The sequence below is a fragment of the Pandoraea cepalis genome, from assembly GCF_902459625.1.
Taxonomy (GTDB): Bacteria; Pseudomonadota; Gammaproteobacteria; order Burkholderiales; family Burkholderiaceae; genus Pandoraea; species Pandoraea cepalis.
Window position 1 is genome coordinate 128,103 of sequence record NZ_CABPRY010000005.1, and the last position, 16,156, is coordinate 144,258.

Sequence of the window (16,156 nt, forward strand, 5' to 3'; positions counted from 1 at the left end):
ATATAAACCAATCGATCATTATTTTGATCGATTTGATCAGACGGAAGTCTAATCGCTGCCAGAAAAATGTGCAAACATTGTGACCATCGGGGAATTTCCAGGTGAAACCCACTCCCCGAGGGCTTTCATCACGTCGGGATTGTCGACAAAATGATCGAATCAATCATTTTTTCGGCACCAGCGTGAGCGTATCGTCGTCGTTCGGGGCGGCGCGTTGGACGATTGCCGCACGCGGGGACGCTACACTATGCGCGCCGCGCGGCGAACACGTCCTTCGCTCGCATTTCTCTCGTTTTGCTCAGCACCGATCCACCCATGAAAGTTGCGAACCGCCGTGAGGCGATTTTCAAAGCCGTCCTGTCAGGCATGACGGATGTCGCTGCCTTGTGCGCCCATTTCGGCATGTCGGAGGCAACGGTGCGCCGCGATCTGCGCGCCCTGGCCGACGAGCGTCGCGTCGTGCGCACCTACGGCGGCGCCGCCGCGCCGATACGCATGCACGAACCCGAGGAATCGTTGGAGCTGCGTCGCGAGAGCTTCCGCGAACAGAAAGATGTCATCGCACGTGCCGCCGTGGCACACGTCGTCGACGGCGATACGATCTTTCTCGATGGAGGGACGACCACCGAAGCGATGGCGCGTTTTCTTGCCGGGCGTGAGGGGGTGCAGGTCGTCACGAACAACTTGCTCGTCGTCGGTGCGCTGGCGGCCAACAAGGTGCCTGTGACGCTGATCGGCGGCGACGTGCGACCGTCGAGCATGAGCGTACTCGGGCCGTTGGCACAACTGGCGCTCTCTCGCGTGTCGGTCGACAAGGCATTTCTGGGTGCCGACGGCGTCGTCGCCGGACGCGGTCTTTGCGAAGCCTCCGCCGAACAGGCGTGGCTCAAGGAGTGCATCGTCCGCCAATCGGCCGACGTGTATGTGCTGGTCACCGCCAATAAGCTCGACCGTGCGAGTCAGCAACACTGGACGCCGCTGGAACGACTCTGGACGCTCATCACGGAAGCGCGCGCCGACGATGACAGACTGGCGCAATTCCGCACGCATCCCGAGATCACGATCGAGTCCGCGGGCTGACGCACGGCCGACTCGAGAGGCCGCCGTGCCGATTCGCGCCCATGATCGACGGGTTCAAACGTGATTAGGCTCACTTTCCAACGCCAGGCCGAGCCCGGCCGGTTCGCGCAGCTCATCCGGCGTGAGGCCCAGCGAAGGCGTCGAGTCGTCGTGTGTCGCCGGGGCAAGCACCCCTTCCCATTTGGCCACGGCCGCCGAAGCCACGGCGTTGCCCAGCACGTTGGTCGCCGTGCGCCCCATGTCAAGAAAGTGATCCACGCCCATCACCAGTAACAGTCCGGCCTCCGGAATATTGAACTGGCTCAACGTCGCTGCGATCACCACAAGCGAAGCGCGCGGCACCGCCGCCATGCCTTTGCTCGTCAACATCAGGATCGCCAGCATCGACAGCTGTTCGGCAAACGACAGGTGTACGCCATAGGCCTGTGCGATAAACAGCGTCGCGAACGTGCAGTACATCATCGTGCCATCGAGATTGAATGAATAGCCGATCGGCAGCACGAAGCTCGCGATCCGCGTGGGCACACCAAACCGCTCCAGCTGTTCGAGCGTCTTTGGATAGGCGGATTCGCTGCTCGCGGTACTAAACCCCAATAGCATCGGTACGCGCATATACCTCACAAGCGAAAAGACACGGCGACCGAACATTACACCGCCGGCCAGGACAATCAGCGTCCAAAGCAGTAGCAACCCGCCGTAGAACTCGCCCATGAAGCGACCGTAGGTCACGAGGACCGACAGCCCGCGCGTCGCAACGACATTCGCCAGCGCACCGAAGACAGCGAGCGGGGCGGCGGCCATCACGTATGACGTGACCCGCAGCATCACGTGCGAGGTCTGGTCGAGCAGGCGTACGATACTCTCCCCCTTCTCGCCCAACGCCAACAGGCCGGCACTGAAAAATGCGGCAAATACGACGATCTGCAGAATCTCGTTGCTCGACATGGCCGCAACGATGCTGCTTGGCACGAGATGTACGACGAATTGATTGAGCGATAATCCGCCGGCGTTCAAACCGGTTGTCACGTCGGCGGGCGGCAACGGCAGATCCAGCGCGGCGCCGGGCTTCAGCCAATTCGCCAGACCGGCACCCAGTGCCAGCGACAGAAAGCCCGCCGCGAGAAACCACGCCAAGGTGCGCAGGCCAATGCGCCCCGCGGCACGCACATCCCCGATCTTCGTCACGCCGATCACCAGCGTACAAAAAACCAGCGGCGCGATGATCATCTTGATGAGTCGAAGGAACAGCTCGGCCAGCAGGGAGAAATAACCACCGGCACGCGCGGCTTCATTGGCCGGCAGCCAGGTGTGGCAGGCATAGCCAACGGAGATGCCAAGCAGCATCCCGATCAATATGCGTAAGGTGAGAGGAGACTTCATGGTGGATTCCTTGACTTCAGCCGGCATTGCCGGCGAATGGTGCATTACGCGGTGAGGCGCGAGTAGGCAAGATAGGCAACAGCGGCATCCTGCAACGCGATGCCGACGGCTTTATAGATCACGATGTCGGTAGCGTCCGCACTACGGTGCTCGTCCGCGGAAATCACCGTTGAGAGATCAATGAGGGCCGACGATGCGAGCCATGTCTGCGCGGGCAGGCATAGGTCTCCGGTTTCGTGCGGCGTTTGCCCCGTCCAGTCGACAACGATGCGTGATGCGCGTTGTAACGATGCATCGTCCATTTCGCGTTGATCCGGGCGCGTCGCACCGATGCTCGCCACGAAAGCGCCTTCACGCAGCCACGCGCCACGGATGACCGGCGCCGACGCACGCGTCGCAAGCACGACGATGTCGGACGAGGCGGCCGACCTGGCGTCGGTGACCTCCGCCGCCAGGCCGTGGTCACGTTCAATGTCGGAGGCGAGCGCCTGGGCGCTGGATAGGTCGTGACTATGGATTCGGACGTTGCGCAGGTTAGGACGGCTCGCAAACGCCAACGCGTGCGCCCTCGCCTGAATGCCACTTCCGATAATCCCCAGCGTGTAACTGTCGGGACGCGCCAGATGGTTCGCCGCGAGTAGCGTCGTCGCGGACGTGCGGAACCCCGTGATCGCATCGCCTTCGAGCAGCGCGATCAGCGCGCCGTCGTCGAGCGAGAGCAGCGCGACGTAAAATCGAAAACGACCATCAATCGTCGTATAGAGCTTGCTCGCCGCGATGCGCTGCGAGCCGAGCATTGCGCTCATCGCACTGAACTTGACGTCATCAAGGCCGATTCGCACACGCGGCTGCACCGCTGCGGCATTTCTCGCCATGTCGAGATAGGCTGCGCGAATCGCCTCGGCCACCGACGCAACGTCGAGAACACTGGCCACTTGTGCATTGCTGAAGGTCTTCATGTCGTCGGCTCCAGCATGGCAAACTCCACTGCGCCACTGATCCAGCACCCCGCCTCGATATGAGCGGCATCACGTAATGCCACGCGGATACACGACGGACGCCCCATCGCGAAGCCCTGATAGACCTGCATCGACGATTCGCCTTCGTTCAGCAAACCATAGTGAATCGCGCCGTACAGCGTTGCCGCGGCAGCGATACCGGTGGCCGCGTCTTCCGGATAACCCGACAACCGTGGAAACTGGCGCGCATGCAGCGTCAGAGGCCGTGCTCGCTCGAGCGCGAACGGATACAGCCCCGTCGAGTCCAGTGCGTCGCACAAGGTGCGCACGTCTTCCAGGGCGGGCGACAACGCATTGAGCACCTGCACAGATCGGACCGGAATCAGCGTTTTCGTGCGACTCGTTCGAGCGTTGACGATGCCAAAGGGCGCAAGATCGTCCGGATCGAGTCTGAGCACCCGACGTACGGCGTCCACGAGTGACCGATCGCCAATGGGCTCGACAATGCCACGCGGCTGGCCGACATCGATACGTCGCGACGTCTCGTCGTAACGTACGTCAACGAGGCCGCTTAGCGTCTCGACGGTGGCATCGGGGGTCGTCCACCGGCCGGCGTGGCGCAACAACCACATCGCGCCGAGCGTCGCATGGCCGCACATCTCCATTTCGTGCGCCGGCACGAAAAAGCGGAGCCGAACGGTGTGGCGCGGGTCGCGGCTTTTGCAGACGAAGGCGCTTTCGTGGCCATAGCGCGATGCGATGGCCATCATCTCATCGGATGACAAGCCGTCTGCGTCGAACACGACAGGCGCAGGGTTACCGCCGCCCGCACCTGCGGAAAACACGCTGACGAAACGCAAATCCGGCGCATCGTGGCGGCGCAAGGGGAAATCGGTTGGGGGGATCGTGTGTTCCAAGGTCATCGGGGCGTTCCGGGAGTCAAGTAGCGCAAGCATGCCGAAGCCCCAAAAAAACGTCGCGCCCGATCGGGCCACTCGGCACGCCCTATCCGGCCAAAGGCGGGCGACGCCCGTATTTTCGCCCCCAAGATTCGACGGTCGCCTCGCAGGGATGCGGCAGCCGTTGCCGTTTTCCGTCACCCGGCAACCTGATGCCGTCGCGCCTCTCATCGCGCTTCGTCAAGCGTTATACTGAGCGTCGACTGCCCCACGCCATCCACTGCGTTGCGTTCACGGCCGTCTGCACGGGCTGCGAGTGTGTCCCGTCACGCAAAGGAAGCGCCTGGTGAAACCCTATCCGACTGCCCCTCGTCATCTCGAAGGCGACCGCGTCGCCGATGTCCGGCATGTCTCGGTCGGCGAATACCGCACGCGTCCGCATCGGCACGACGACGAGTTCATGTTCCTTCTCCCCAGGACGGGACAACTCGTACTCAACGTCGAATCGAATGTCGCGCCGGTACGCGTTGCGCCGAAATCGTTCGTCGTCGTGCCGCCTCAACGCCTGCACGACACGCGAGGCTATCGCCCCGATCAGGCGCATGTGGCGGTGTACGTCGCCAGCGATTTCGTGGTCTTTTGCGAACGCAAGGCGCGACGCAAGCTATCGTGTGCGCGCATATCGATATGGTCGGCGCCACTGCTGTTGCTCGACGCAGCACGCGTCGCCACGGGAACGGCGCGCTCAAGTGAGGACCCGACGAGCGAGCTTGCGGAATTCCGCGCGGAGCTTGCCGCCCGCACCTTGGCCGCGAGCTGTGTGCAAGCCGGCTTGATGGCCGCCGCGTTGCCATCAAACCGCGCCGATGCACGTGCCGACATCGTGCGCGACATCTGCGCATTTCTCGATGAAACGCTTGATCAGCCCATCTCCCTGGAGCGTATCGCCTACGAATTCGGGCTATCGCAGCGTTCCCTGACGCGAGTCTTTCGCGAGGCCACCGGCGAGTCCGTCGTCGACTATCAATCCCGGCGACGCGTGCAAATCGCAGCAACGCTTCTGAACTCGCCTGGTATGACGGTGCTCGCGGCCGCTGCGGCCGTTGGCCTGGAGTCACCGTCGTATCTCGCGCGGCTATTCAGAAAGTATGGCTATGGGCCGCCTAAGGGTTATAAGGGAGACGCCACGCCGATCGGGTCTGCCGCCCCCCTTGCCGCGATTACGCGCGGCGTGCCAACGTCGTGACGTCACCGGCGGCAGGCGGCGTCAGGTGGGGCGGTAGATCGCGTACACCTTTGCCACGTTGCCCCGACTTTCCCAACTGCACTGCGCGTTCTGTTCGACGAGAAAGATGTCGCCGCACGAGAACGTGCCGCTGCGTCCGGTTTCGTCCACGAAGGTCACGCTGCCCTCGAGCAGATGCATGAGTTCGTAGTGGGCGTAACGCATCGCGATGCGATGATAAGGCGTCGAATCCCACGTGCCGCACGTGAATGTCGCATCCGATGAGCGAAAGTCCGTGAAATTGCGGCACACGGGCGCCGGCGTCAGAAGCAGTTCAGCGGCAGGCGCCCCCGAGGGCGCCAACGACGGGCTCGGATCAATCTGCACGAGACTGCGCTCGGCAACATTCCCGCCCTCGCAGCGCATGAAGACGATCGATGTGGAGCCCTGCGTCGACCACGTGAATGCCGAGCCCTGTGGGAGCACCGCGCTGCCCCCCGGCCCGAGCGTGAATGCGTGCGCCCCCTGCTGGAACATGATCGCGCCTTCGCAGACGATGACGAATTCGTCCGCCGGGTGAGACGACACCGCCCCGTTCGCCGCGTCGAGGGCAATGACGCCGACCGTCACAGGACCCGGCAGTAGATCCGCCAGACGGCGGCTTGCCAGAAAGCGGTCGTCGCTTGCCGACGTCGCCGGGGCAGTGCCCTGGCGCTCATCCGACGCAAAGGCCTTGAGGTCCAAAAACGATCGGGGGCGATCACACGGCGCCATGGCGCGTTGCAGTTCGGGCATTTTGTCTTCCAGCGAGGTTCATTGGGTGAGCGCGGTTGCCGCCCGGGACTCGGGGACGGCACCGAAAGTCTTCGTGCAGGCAAATCCCGTCAGCCCAGATTGCCCTGACAGAGATACTTGATGGCGAGATAGTCGTCCAACCCGTACTTCGATCCTTCCCGACCGTATCCCGATTCCTTGATACCGCCGAATGGCGCCGCCTCGCTCGCGAGCGCGCCCTCGTTGATACCGACAATACCGGCTTCGAGCGCGCTCGCCACCCGCTCGATGCGCCGCAGATTCTCGCTGTAAAAGTAAGCCGCGAGGCCGAAAGGCGTATCGTTGGCGCGCGCAATGCCCTCGCCTTCCGTCTCGAACCGGAACAGCGCCGCCACCGGCCCGAAGGTTTCCTCGCATGACAGCGCCATGGCTTCATGGGCGTCGCACAACACGGTGGGCGCATAGTAGTTCGGCCCCAGGGCCGCAAGACGTTGCCCGCCGGTCATCACGCGCGCCCCCTGAGCGAGCGCGTCGTCCACGTGACGCGCAATCTTCTCGACCGCTCGCGCATTGATCATCGGGCCGATCTGCGCGAGGGCATCCGTCGCGGGCGCCACCCTGAGCGAGGCCACGGCCTCGGTCAGCAACCCGGCAAAGCGGTCATAGATGCCCGCCTGGACATAGATCCGATTCGGGCTCACGCACGTCTGACCGCCATTGCGGAACTTGGCCGCCATCAGCCCGGCGACGGCCGCCGGCAGATCCGCATCGTCGAAAACAATGAACGGCGCATTGCCTCCCAGCTCCAGCGACAGCTTCTTGAGCGTGGCCGCCGACTCACGCGCCAAATGCTTGCCGACCGGTGTCGATCCCGTGAACGTCACCTTGCGCACACGCGGATCGGCGAGCCACTGCGCCACGGCATCGACCCCCTGCTCTCGCGACGCGACAATCATATTGAGTACGCCGGCCGGCAGACCCGCCTCGTGCGCGAGATAGGCCAGTGCCAGCGCAGTAAGCGGTGTGTCCTCGGCGGGTTTGGCAACCACGGTGCAACCGACGGCGAGCGCCGGGGCGATCTTTCTCGCAATCATCGCGAGCGGAAAATTCCACGGTGTGACGGCCGCGACAATCCCGATCGGTTCTTTCACGGCGCTCATGCGCTTGCCGCGCGTCTGGGTCGGGAGTAGATCGCCGTACACTCGCGTCGCTTCGTCGGCAAACCACGCGACATACGACGCGCCGTAGTTGACCTCCCCAAGTGCCTCGGCCAGCGGCTTGCCCTGCTCCCGCGAAATGAGGCGAGCAAGATCGTCGCGATGCGCCACGATCGCCGCATGCCAGCGCCGCAGGAATGCGGCGCGCTCGGCGGGTAACGTCGCTCGCCACGCCGGCAGCGCGCGTTCGGCGGCGTCGACCGCATCTCGCGCATCGGCCGGTTGCGCATCCGACACCATCGCAACGGTATCGCCCGTCGCCGGGTCGACGACCGTGAAGCGCTGCGCCGTGGCGGCGCCCCGCCAATGTCCAGCGATCCATTGTTGTGTGCGCAGCAAATCGCTACGCGTGAGGTCAAGCGTCATGATGGGGTTCTCCGACTTGCGGGATAGGGTCGCACGTCAACCGCCCCGCCATCGGGGGGCAGACGATTGCGCAAGCCGACGACGATGTCAGCCTTGCGGCGGGAATAGGGTTTCGAGCGGGTAGTGCGTCTTGACGAAGGGTGACTTGATGATCACGAAGCTGAAATACTTCTCGATGCCGATATCGCGTTCGAGCAGCCCCTCGATGATGCTTTGATAGTGACTCACGCTGCGTGTGACGAACTTGAGCAGGTAGTCGTAGCCACCACTGGCGAGATGGCATTCGACGATCTCGTCGACGTCTCGGATGGCATCGACAAAGCGGATGAAATCCTCTCGTCGATGGTCGGCGAGCGTGACCTCGGTAAACACGATCTGAATGTCGCCGAGCTTTTCGAGTTGAATCCGTGCGCCGTAGCCGACGATATAACCCGCCTTCTCCAGGCGCTTGACGCGAATCAGGCAGGGGCTGGGCGACAAGCCCACGGCGTCGGCGAGTTCCACGTTCGTGATACGCCCGCGCTTTTGCAGTTGGCAAAGAATGCGCAGATCGATGCGGTCGAGTTTGCTGTCCGTGCCCATCGTAATTTCGAAGCGCCAACAAGGGCGCGGTCAATCGTGAATCGTGAACGATCTTAACACAGCGGATTGGCCGCACAGGCTTGACCCTAACCGTATCGCCTATCACGTCAATCTCCTGTTTACGCGGCTTTCCGGGCACCTAGCGCGGCGCGCCGAGCGGCACTGACCGCATCGTCCGCCAGCACTTCGTCGAGCGTCGCTCTCACCCGCTCGACCATGAGTGCTACATCCTGTTCGGTGAAACAAAGCGCCGGCGCAAATCCCAGAATGTTGTCGGCGAACGCTCGGAAGATCACGCCGTTCCGATACGCCGCGGCCGAAATCTTGTCGGCCAGTCGCAGCGACGGATCGAAACGCGCCTTGCTTGTCTTGTCCGCAACGAGTTCAAGGGCACCCAGCAATCCGCGATGCCGCGAATCGCCGACCAGCGGATGATCGAGCAGGGAATCCAGCCCGGCTCCGAATGCGTGGGCCACGGCCTGGCCATTGGCGATCAGACCGTCTTCGTACAGGCGAATCACCTCGAGCGCCACGGCGGCACTCACGGGATGCGCGGAATAGGTCTGGCCGTGCCCCACCACCTGCCCCTGCTCGCCGTCGGCGATTGCCTGATAGATGGCGTCGCTCATGAGGACTGCGCCCATCGGCGCGTAGCCCGCGGTCAACCCCTTCGCGATCGTCATCATGTCGGGCTCGACGTGCTCCGCCTCGCATGCAAACATCGGCCCGGTACGACCGAAGCCGGTGATGACTTCGTCGGCGACGAACAGGATATCCAGGCGGCGGCAGGCATCGCGCATCGCCTTGAGCCAGCCCACGGGGGGCACGATCACACCACCGGAACCCTGTATCGGCTCACAGAAGAATGCAGCAACGTGGTCGCTGCCGCCCAGTTCGGCCACCTTGGCTTCGAGCGCGGCCACACTTGCCGCGATGAGGGCCTGCCCGTCGCGCCCGAGCGGGTCGCGATACGCATAGGGCGACGGAAGGTAGTGTTGCGTTGGCAACGGCACGTCGAAGCCGCGATGAAACGACGCGATCGCCGTCAGACCCGCGCCGATCGACGACGAACCGTGGTAGCCGCGTTCAAGCGAGATGAAATGCTTCTTCTCCGGGCGGCCCGTCACATTGCAATAGTGCGTGATGAAGCGCAGCGCTGCGTCCACGGCATCTGAACCACCGAGTGAAAAATACACATGCTGCAGCGAGCGCGGCGCGATCGACACCAGCTTCTCGGCGAGTTGCGCGGCCGGTGCGCTGCCGAAGTGAAAGTAGCCCGTGGCATACGCCAGTTTCGCCATCTGGGCCGAGGCAGCGTCGACCACACTCTGCTGTCCATACCCGACGTTGACGCACCACAACCCGGCAAAGGCATCGAGCAACTCGTTGCCGTCGATGTCGCGCAGATAAACACCGTGCCCGGATTCGAGCAGCGTCGCCCCTTGCTGCTCGTGGGCGCGAAAGCTGACGACGGGATGGATGAGATGCCGGCGGTCGGCATCGAGGAGTGATTGCTTGGACATGGGATCTCTCGGCGTGTCGGATGGGACGGGGGGATGAACCTGTGTCCATACTAAAGAGCCGGCAGCGCAGATGCGTCGCCAAATTAAGCCGTAAAAAAAACGCGCGCCGCGAAATTGCGGCGCGCGCAGCATTTTGTGCTGCCGGTGTGGGCACCCCGGCGCGCTCAGTACCCGTGTGTGCGATCGATCTGCCCGATCATCGGTAAGCCGGCGCGATGCCTGCGCAGGTTTTCCAGTACCACTTCCACCGCAGTCTCCGGTCGCGTGGCGCTGGCGATATGCGGGGTGATGCGCACCTTCGGATGCGCCCACAGCGGATGCGACGGCGGCAGCGGTTCGGGGTCGGTGACATCGAGAATCGCGCCCGACAGATGCCCGCTGTCAAGCAACTCCATGAGCGCGTATTGATTGAGATGAGGACCACGTCCGACATTGATCAGCCAAGCACCGCGCGGCAATCCGCTCAGCAAGCGCTTGTCGAGAATGCCACGGGTCGCCGACGTCAGTGGCAGCAGGCAGACAAGGATGTCGGTGCGGGCAAGGAAGGCACCGAGCGACTCGTATCCCGCGTAGCAACCGACCCCATCCACCTGCCGCGGCGTTCGGCTCCACCCCGCGCAGTCGAACCCGAAAGCATGCAGGCGCGACAGCACTGCCTGCCCGAGCATGCCGAGACCCAACACCCCCACACGGCGCTCGCTTGCCGGCACCACGCTCAGTTCCGTCCACTCACGCGTGGCTTGCTGCCGCGCATAGGCAAAGATGTCGCGGTGAATCGAAAGGACCGCCTGCGTCACGTACTCGACCATGCCTTCGACGATGCCGGGCTCGACCATGCGAACGACCGGAATATGATCCGGCACCCGCGACAGGTCGAACTGGTCGATGCCCGCCCCCGTCGAGAATACGACTTCCAGGTTCGGCAGCAGCGTGTCGATATCTTCCGGCGGCTTCCAGGCAGCGAGGTAACGCACCTCGCGCGCGTCGCCAACATCGGGCCACAGTCGGAACGCCGTCTCCGGCGCCCGCTGGGCGAACAACTGCGCCCACACCGCGCCGCGTGCCGGATCGGCCTTGTAAAGAAACGACATCTGCGCTCCCGCGTCAGCCGATGGCTTGATTGATGATGGCGAATTGCCGAACCTCGTCGTCGACGACCGGCGTGCCGTTACGGGCCATCTTCACGACCGTGTCGACGCGCTCGAGTCCAAGCACCTCGAGCCACTCGGTCAGCCCGCTGTCGGAGGGCGTGTCGATGCGCACAAAACGGCCTTCATGCAGCGTCAGCCAGTGGGCGATCATGGCCTCGGCACGCGCACGGGTGAGTGACTCGGCGTCCGAGCCGCTGACGACGACCACCGGGCCGATCGCAAAGCCGCGGCCGAATCGCCTGAACAACGAGAAGCCGAGCAGCTCGCCGTCGCGTTCGATGGCAATGCCGTCGGCGACATCGAGAAGCGCGGGCAGAATGCGCCCCCTGTCGAATCCGCTCGCGCGGCTGGCGAGGGTGACGAGCCGGTCGGGATCGTTGGTACTCAACGGCCGCAAACGTTCGCCCGGCGGCAGCTCCATGAGCGGCGGGCGACGCGCCGTTCCCTGGTGCTGGTCGATGCTGCCCACCGCTTTGAACCCGAGCTTTTCATATAGCGGTTGTCCGGCCGGGGTGGCATGCAACAGCGTCAGGCGGGTTCCCAGTTGATCAAGCATGCGCTCCATCAACGCGCGCCCGATGCCGCGCCCTTGCTGTTCCGGCGAAACGATCACCATACCGAGCGAGCCGCCGGCCTCACCGTGCTGCCAATACAGTGCGGTACCCACGACATCGTCGCCATCCAGGGCGACGAAGCCTTGTCCCTGGCGCGCCAGAAATCGCCAGTCATCGGGTTTGTGCGGCCAGCGCACGGCGCTGGACAGACGATAGCCAGCCGCCACATCCGTGTCGGTAAATGGCCGGTAGACGAGTTGGGAAGATGCATGGAATTCGGACACGCCGAGCCTCCTTGGGGCATTGCCGGATGCGAAACAGTGGGCCACGCCCACCACGACTGCACTATGGCGACCTGAACAGACGCTGCATAGGACGATTCTGTTGTTCGCCCGCACGATCGAAGGCCGCGGGACAAACGGCGCATTCATGCCGCCATCGCGCGCAAAAAACCATGCCGCGTGCGGTCCACGTCATTGTTTCGATGCAATCTGCCGGCCCGCTGCCCCTACCATGAAGAGCGTCGCCATGCTCAGGCGGCCACGATTACCCGTGCCCCTCCCCTTTGTCGATTGCCCGCCCCGGCGCGTGCGCCGTAACGGCTCCGGAGAATCATCATGGACAGTTTCGATCCCGCGCAGGTGGGTATTCCCACCGGTCATTTCATCGACGGCAAGTTAGTAGAAGCCGGCGGCACCACACTGGACGTCATCTGCCCGTCGAGCGGTCGCCCCTACGCCGACCTCTCGCTAGCCTCACCCGACACGGTAGCCCGCGCGGCAGACAGCGCGTGGCACGCCTTTCGCCACAGCGGTTGGGCCACCTGCGCACCGCGCGAGCGCGCGCGCGTGCTGCGTCGCCTCGCCGATCTCGTCGAGTCCGACGTGCGCACACTCGCGCCGCTGGAGGCCATCGGCTCTACGCGCCCGGTCCGCGAAGCAGCGGCCTGGGACGTGCCCTACACCGCCGAGTGCCTACGCTTTTACGCGGAGCACGCCGACAAACATGGGGGCGAGCTGGCGGCCACCGACCCGTCGCACCTCGGCATGACGATCACCGAGCCGATCGGCGTCGTGGCGGCCATTGCGCCGTGGAACTTCCCGCTTGTCATGGCCGCCTGGAAGATCGCCCCAGCACTGGCGGCAGGCAATGCGGTCGTGCTCAAGCCGTCGGAGATGACACCGTTCTCGGTACTGCGTCTCGCCGAACTTGCCATACAGGCGGGCGTCCCGGCCAATATTCTCAACGTCGTGCAGGGAGACGGCAGGACGGCCGGCGACGCACTCGTGCGCCACCCACGCGTCGGGAAAGTCACTTTTACCGGATCCACGCGGACCGGGGCCGCCATCATGGCGGCCTGTGCGCAATCGGGGACCAAGCCCGTGACGCTCGAACTGGGCGGCAAGAGTCCGCAAGTGGTCTTTGCCGATGTGCCCGATCTGGACGCGGTCGCACGACGCGTTGCCATGGGCATCACCGGCAATGCGGGCCAAGTGTGCAATGCGGGCTCGAGGCTTGTGGTCGAAGCGGGCATCGCCGACGCACTGCTCGAAAAGCTGCGCGCCATCTTCGCGTCACTGCATCCGGGCGCCACGTGGTCGGCGGGCACAACGCTCTCCCCCATCGTCAGCGAAGGCCAGGCGCAGCGAATCGACGCGCTTGTCGCGCGGGCACGCGACGCGGGCGCCAACGTGTACTGCGGCGCCGAGCGCGCGGCCGCCGATCAGGATGGCGCTTGGTATGCCCCCACCGTCCTGACCGGCGTCGCGCCGCACGCCGAGATCGTCCGCGAGGAAGTGTTCGGCCCCGTGCTCACGGTGCAGACGTTCACATCAGAAGAAGAAGCATTGCAACTGGCGCAGCACGACGACTACGGACTGGCGGCGGGCGTTCACACGGCCAACCTGGGGTGCGCCTTGCGCATGGTGCGCGGCATCGACGCGGGCAACATCTGGGTCAACCGTTACGGCCGGTCGTCGGACTTCGTGCTCCCCACGGGCGGCTTCAAGCGCTCCGGCCTGGGCAAGGATCTCGGCCGTCAGGCGTTCGAAGCCAATCTGCGAAGCAAAGCCGTCCTCATCGACTTGAACGGATGAGCGTCTGGCGTTCGCGTTTGCCGCAGCGCCTTGTTGCCCAGCGTTGATGCGGGTTAACACGGCATCGGAAAAGCACAAAGCATTTCGTGCTGTTCATGCCCCCCAAAACGCATCGAATTCTATTTTTGCCTTGGATATTTCAACGCCAAGCCGAGATTTTGACCTGATTTAATTTTTCACAGGGATGTCGCAGATCGCGCATCAGGCCGCAAGCCCGCTTCGCCAGTCTCGACCCACGCCGGACCGCTTTAACTCAAGCCCTTTTGCCCAAGAATCCCTCGGGATTCGCCCTACACAGAGGATAAAGATCATGATCGACTTCGAGCCGAAATTCATTACCTTCGATTGCTACGGCACGCTGGTCAAATTCCGCATGGCCGACATGGCCCGCGAGATTTACGGCAACCGTCTGCAGGGCGAGGCGCTCGAGAATTTCGTCAAGGTGTTTGCCGCCTATCGTCGCGATGAAGTTCTCGGCGCATGGAAGCCGTATCGCGACGTCGTCGTCGATTCGGTGCGCCGCACCTGCGAACGCACCGGCGTGGTGTTCAACCTCGACGAGGCCGAGCAAATCTATCTGGCCGTGCCGACCTGGGGCCCGCACCCGGACGTGCCGGAAGGCCTCTCGCGCCTGGCCAAGAAATACAAGCTGGTGGGCCTGACGAACGCCGCGAACGAACAGATCATGAGCAATATCGAGAAGCTGGGGGCCCCCTTCCACGCCGTGATCACCGCGGAAGAGGTCGGCGCTTACAAGCCTCGCATGCAGGGCTTCGAGTACATGTTCAAGAAGCTCGGCGTGCAACCGCACGAAATTCTGCACGTCTCGTCGAGCCCGCGCTACGACCTGATGACGGCCCACGACCTCGGTATCAAGCACAAGGCCATGGTGCTGCGCGGCCACGAACCCGAAGCGCCGTTCTACGAATACACGCCGGTCAAGGACATCATCGATCTTGCCGTGCAGCTCGGGTTGTAACCGACGCTTGCGTTGCCCTTCCCTGCGGCCTTGGACCCTCGCCCCGACATGAAACTCGAATCGTACTGGCTCGACACCGTTGCACGCTTTACCAGCACCCAGGAGGGCCCGGTGGAGGGTCGCGCCGACGTGGTGGTGATCGGCGCGGGCTTCACGGGACTGTCCGCTGCGCTGGCGCTGAGCCAGCGCGGTGCAACGGTCACCGTGCTCGATGCGGGCGCGGTCGGCGCGGGGGCATCAGGTCGCAACGGCGGCCACTGCAACACCGGCGTGGCGCAGGACTACGTCGCGCTCACGGCGCAACTTGGTGCCGAGCGTGCGCGGGCCTGCTATCGCGCCTATGCGGCGGCCGTCGATACCGTGGAACGTGTGATCCGGGAGGAAAGCATCGACTGCGACTACAGCCGTCGCGGCAAACTGAAGCTGGCCGCCAAGCCTCACCATATGGCGCATCTGGCGGCGACCGCCGAGTTGATCGCGCGCGATGTCGATCCCGACGTTCAACTGATCGACCGCGCCGGCATTGGCGCCGAAATCGCCTCGGACGCCTTCCACGGCGGCCTGCTGCAACGCCACGGCGGACAGATGCACATGGGCAAGTTTGCGGCAGGTCTGGCGTCGGCCGCCGTCCGTCACGGCGCTCGCCTCTACGAGCATGCGCCGGTGACACAGATTGCGCGTCAGGGCGACGGGACGTATCGGGTCAAATCGGATCGCGGCGAAGTCGTCGCCACGCAAGTCCTCGTCGCCACCGGCCCGTCCCGTCATGGCCCATTCGGTTGGTATCGCCGGCGCATGGCGCCGGTCGGTTCGTTCATCATCGTGACCGAGCCGCTTGGCGCCGCAACGCTCGACCAGCTCCTGCCGAACCGCCGCGCCTACGTCACCAGCCGCCTGATGCACAACTACTTCCGCACCACCCCGGATCACCGGCTCGTACTCGGCGGGCGAGCCCGCTTCACCGCGTCGGAGCAACCTTCGGACGAGCGCAGCGGACGCATATTGCGAGCCAACCTCGCCACGCTGTTCCCGCCGCTCGCCCAGGCACGCATCGACTACTGCTGGGGTGGACTGGTCGACATTACCGCCGACAGGCTGCCTCGCGCCGGACAGCACGACGGCATCTATTACTCCATGGGCTACAGCGGTCATGGCACGCAGATGGCCACCCACATGGGGCAAATCATGGCCGATGTGATGAACGGCCGCGTCGAGGCCAACCCCTGGCGTGATTTCGACTGGCCCGCGATCCCGGGACATACCGGCAAACCGTGGTTCCTGCCGCTCGTCGGCGCGTATTTCCGCATCAAAGATATTTTCTATTGATTTACCCGGCGCGCAATCGCCGATGAAGGCTGGCAGTCCTGATCC

14 protein-coding genes are annotated in these 16,156 nt (G+C 63.9%); 5 read left to right on the plus strand and 9 right to left on the minus strand.

From position 1 onward, the window contains the following. Positions 1 to 315 precede the first annotated feature (315 nt). The gene (locus tag PCE31107_RS13125; protein ID WP_017235456.1) at positions 316 to 1,080 is read left to right on the plus strand and encodes a DeoR/GlpR family DNA-binding transcription regulator; all 765 of its coding nucleotides are present in this window, start codon (positions 316 to 318) and stop codon (positions 1,078 to 1,080) included. Between the two features lie 54 nt (positions 1,081 to 1,134). On the opposite strand, the gene PCE31107_RS13130 is transcribed toward PCE31107_RS13125, so the two are convergent. From PCE31107_RS13130 to PCE31107_RS13140, 3 genes are read right to left on the minus strand one after another with little or no spacing between them, the layout of a single operon-like run. Continuing rightward, positions 1,135 to 2,460, minus strand: a complete 1,326-nt coding sequence (locus PCE31107_RS13130) for a dicarboxylate/amino acid:cation symporter (RefSeq protein ID WP_150608931.1) — start codon at positions 2,458 to 2,460, stop codon at positions 1,135 to 1,137. A 44-nt stretch (positions 2,461 to 2,504) separates the two neighbouring features. Beyond that, positions 2,505 to 3,419 (minus strand): ornithine cyclodeaminase family protein, encoded by a 915-nt coding sequence (locus tag PCE31107_RS13135; protein WP_150608933.1) that lies wholly within the window; start codon positions 3,417 to 3,419, stop codon positions 2,505 to 2,507. Continuing rightward, the gene (locus PCE31107_RS13140; RefSeq protein WP_150608935.1) at positions 3,416 to 4,342 is read right to left on the minus strand and encodes a PhzF family phenazine biosynthesis protein; all 927 of its coding nucleotides are present in this window, start codon (positions 4,340 to 4,342) and stop codon (positions 3,416 to 3,418) included. Before PCE31107_RS13140 ends, PCE31107_RS13135 begins: the two co-directional genes overlap by 4 nt. Before the next feature lie 322 nt (positions 4,343 to 4,664). On the opposite strand from PCE31107_RS13140, the gene PCE31107_RS13145 reads away from it, so the two are divergent. Next, positions 4,665 to 5,564: an AraC family transcriptional regulator gene (locus PCE31107_RS13145; RefSeq protein ID WP_017235452.1), complete on the plus strand. Its 900-nt coding sequence runs from the start codon at positions 4,665 to 4,667 to the stop codon at positions 5,562 to 5,564. A 21-nt stretch (positions 5,565 to 5,585) separates the two neighbouring features. Here the strand turns inward: PCE31107_RS13145 and PCE31107_RS13150 are convergent, their stop codons facing one another. From PCE31107_RS13150 to PCE31107_RS13175, 6 genes are all read right to left on the minus strand, one after another. Beyond that, a complete protein-coding gene (locus PCE31107_RS13150; RefSeq protein WP_150608937.1) occupies positions 5,586 to 6,338 on the minus strand; it encodes a cupin domain-containing protein in 753 nt (250 codons plus the stop codon). 89 nt (positions 6,339 to 6,427) lie between these two features. After that, the gene (locus PCE31107_RS13155; RefSeq protein ID WP_150608939.1) at positions 6,428 to 7,900 is read right to left on the minus strand and encodes an NAD-dependent succinate-semialdehyde dehydrogenase; all 1,473 of its coding nucleotides are present in this window, start codon (positions 7,898 to 7,900) and stop codon (positions 6,428 to 6,430) included. A gap of 87 nt (positions 7,901 to 7,987) precedes the next feature. Then, entirely contained in the window at positions 7,988 to 8,482 is a 495-nt protein-coding gene (locus PCE31107_RS13160) for an Lrp/AsnC family transcriptional regulator (RefSeq protein WP_130025303.1), read from the minus strand. A gap of 119 nt (positions 8,483 to 8,601) precedes the next feature. Then, positions 8,602 to 10,005, minus strand: coding sequence for an aminotransferase class III-fold pyridoxal phosphate-dependent enzyme (locus PCE31107_RS13165; RefSeq protein ID WP_130025302.1), 1,404 nt, complete (start codon positions 10,003 to 10,005; stop codon positions 8,602 to 8,604). A gap of 164 nt (positions 10,006 to 10,169) precedes the next feature. Next, positions 10,170 to 11,096: a 2-hydroxyacid dehydrogenase gene (locus PCE31107_RS13170; protein ID WP_130025301.1), complete on the minus strand. Its 927-nt coding sequence runs from the start codon at positions 11,094 to 11,096 to the stop codon at positions 10,170 to 10,172. Between the two features lie 13 nt (positions 11,097 to 11,109). Beyond that, on the minus strand, positions 11,110 to 11,994 hold the full coding sequence (locus PCE31107_RS13175) for a GNAT family N-acetyltransferase (protein ID WP_130025300.1): 885 nt from the start codon (positions 11,992 to 11,994) through the stop codon (positions 11,110 to 11,112). Between the two features lie 333 nt (positions 11,995 to 12,327). Between PCE31107_RS13175 and PCE31107_RS13180 the strand changes: the two genes are divergently transcribed. The 3 genes from PCE31107_RS13180 to PCE31107_RS13190 all read left to right on the plus strand — a co-directional run bounded on the left by PCE31107_RS13180 (position 12,328) and on the right by PCE31107_RS13190 (position 16,111). Further along, a complete protein-coding gene (locus tag PCE31107_RS13180; RefSeq protein ID WP_150608941.1) occupies positions 12,328 to 13,806 on the plus strand; it encodes an aldehyde dehydrogenase family protein in 1,479 nt (492 codons plus the stop codon). 310 nt (positions 13,807 to 14,116) lie between these two features. Continuing rightward, the gene (locus PCE31107_RS13185; protein ID WP_130025298.1) at positions 14,117 to 14,785 is read left to right on the plus strand and encodes a haloacid dehalogenase type II; all 669 of its coding nucleotides are present in this window, start codon (positions 14,117 to 14,119) and stop codon (positions 14,783 to 14,785) included. A gap of 48 nt (positions 14,786 to 14,833) precedes the next feature. Then, positions 14,834 to 16,111: an NAD(P)/FAD-dependent oxidoreductase gene (locus tag PCE31107_RS13190; protein WP_130025297.1), complete on the plus strand. Its 1,278-nt coding sequence runs from the start codon at positions 14,834 to 14,836 to the stop codon at positions 16,109 to 16,111. Positions 16,112 to 16,156: the final 45 nt, after the last annotated feature.

Bases quoted from the DNA above. Each gene is read 5' to 3' on its own strand.
- PCE31107_RS13180 (WP_150608941.1), top strand. From the start codon at position 12,328: ATGGACAGTTTCGATCCCGCGCAGGTGGGTATTCCCACCGGTCATTTC.
- PCE31107_RS13135 (WP_150608933.1), bottom strand. From the start codon at position 3,419: ATGAAGACCTTCAGCAATGCACAAGTGGCCAGTGTTCTCGACGTTGCG.
- PCE31107_RS13170 (WP_130025301.1), bottom strand. From the start codon at position 11,096: ATGTCGTTTCTTTACAAGGCCGATCCGGCACGCGGCGCGGTGTGGGCG.
- PCE31107_RS13160 (WP_130025303.1), bottom strand. From the start codon at position 8,482: ATGGGCACGGACAGCAAACTCGACCGCATCGATCTGCGCATTCTTTGC.
- PCE31107_RS13130 (WP_150608931.1), bottom strand. From the start codon at position 2,460: ATGAAGTCTCCTCTCACCTTACGCATATTGATCGGGATGCTGCTTGGC.
- PCE31107_RS13150 (WP_150608937.1), bottom strand. From the start codon at position 6,338: ATGCCCGAACTGCAACGCGCCATGGCGCCGTGTGATCGCCCCCGATCG.
- PCE31107_RS13190 (WP_130025297.1), top strand. From the start codon at position 14,834: ATGAAACTCGAATCGTACTGGCTCGACACCGTTGCACGCTTTACCAGC.
- PCE31107_RS13165 (WP_130025302.1), bottom strand. From the start codon at position 10,005: ATGTCCAAGCAATCACTCCTCGATGCCGACCGCCGGCATCTCATCCAT.
- PCE31107_RS13125 (WP_017235456.1), top strand. From the start codon at position 316: ATGAAAGTTGCGAACCGCCGTGAGGCGATTTTCAAAGCCGTCCTGTCA.
- PCE31107_RS13185 (WP_130025298.1), top strand. From the start codon at position 14,117: ATGATCGACTTCGAGCCGAAATTCATTACCTTCGATTGCTACGGCACG.
- PCE31107_RS13140 (WP_150608935.1), bottom strand. From the start codon at position 4,342: ATGACCTTGGAACACACGATCCCCCCAACCGATTTCCCCTTGCGCCGC.
- PCE31107_RS13155 (WP_150608939.1), bottom strand. From the start codon at position 7,900: ATGACGCTTGACCTCACGCGTAGCGATTTGCTGCGCACACAACAATGG.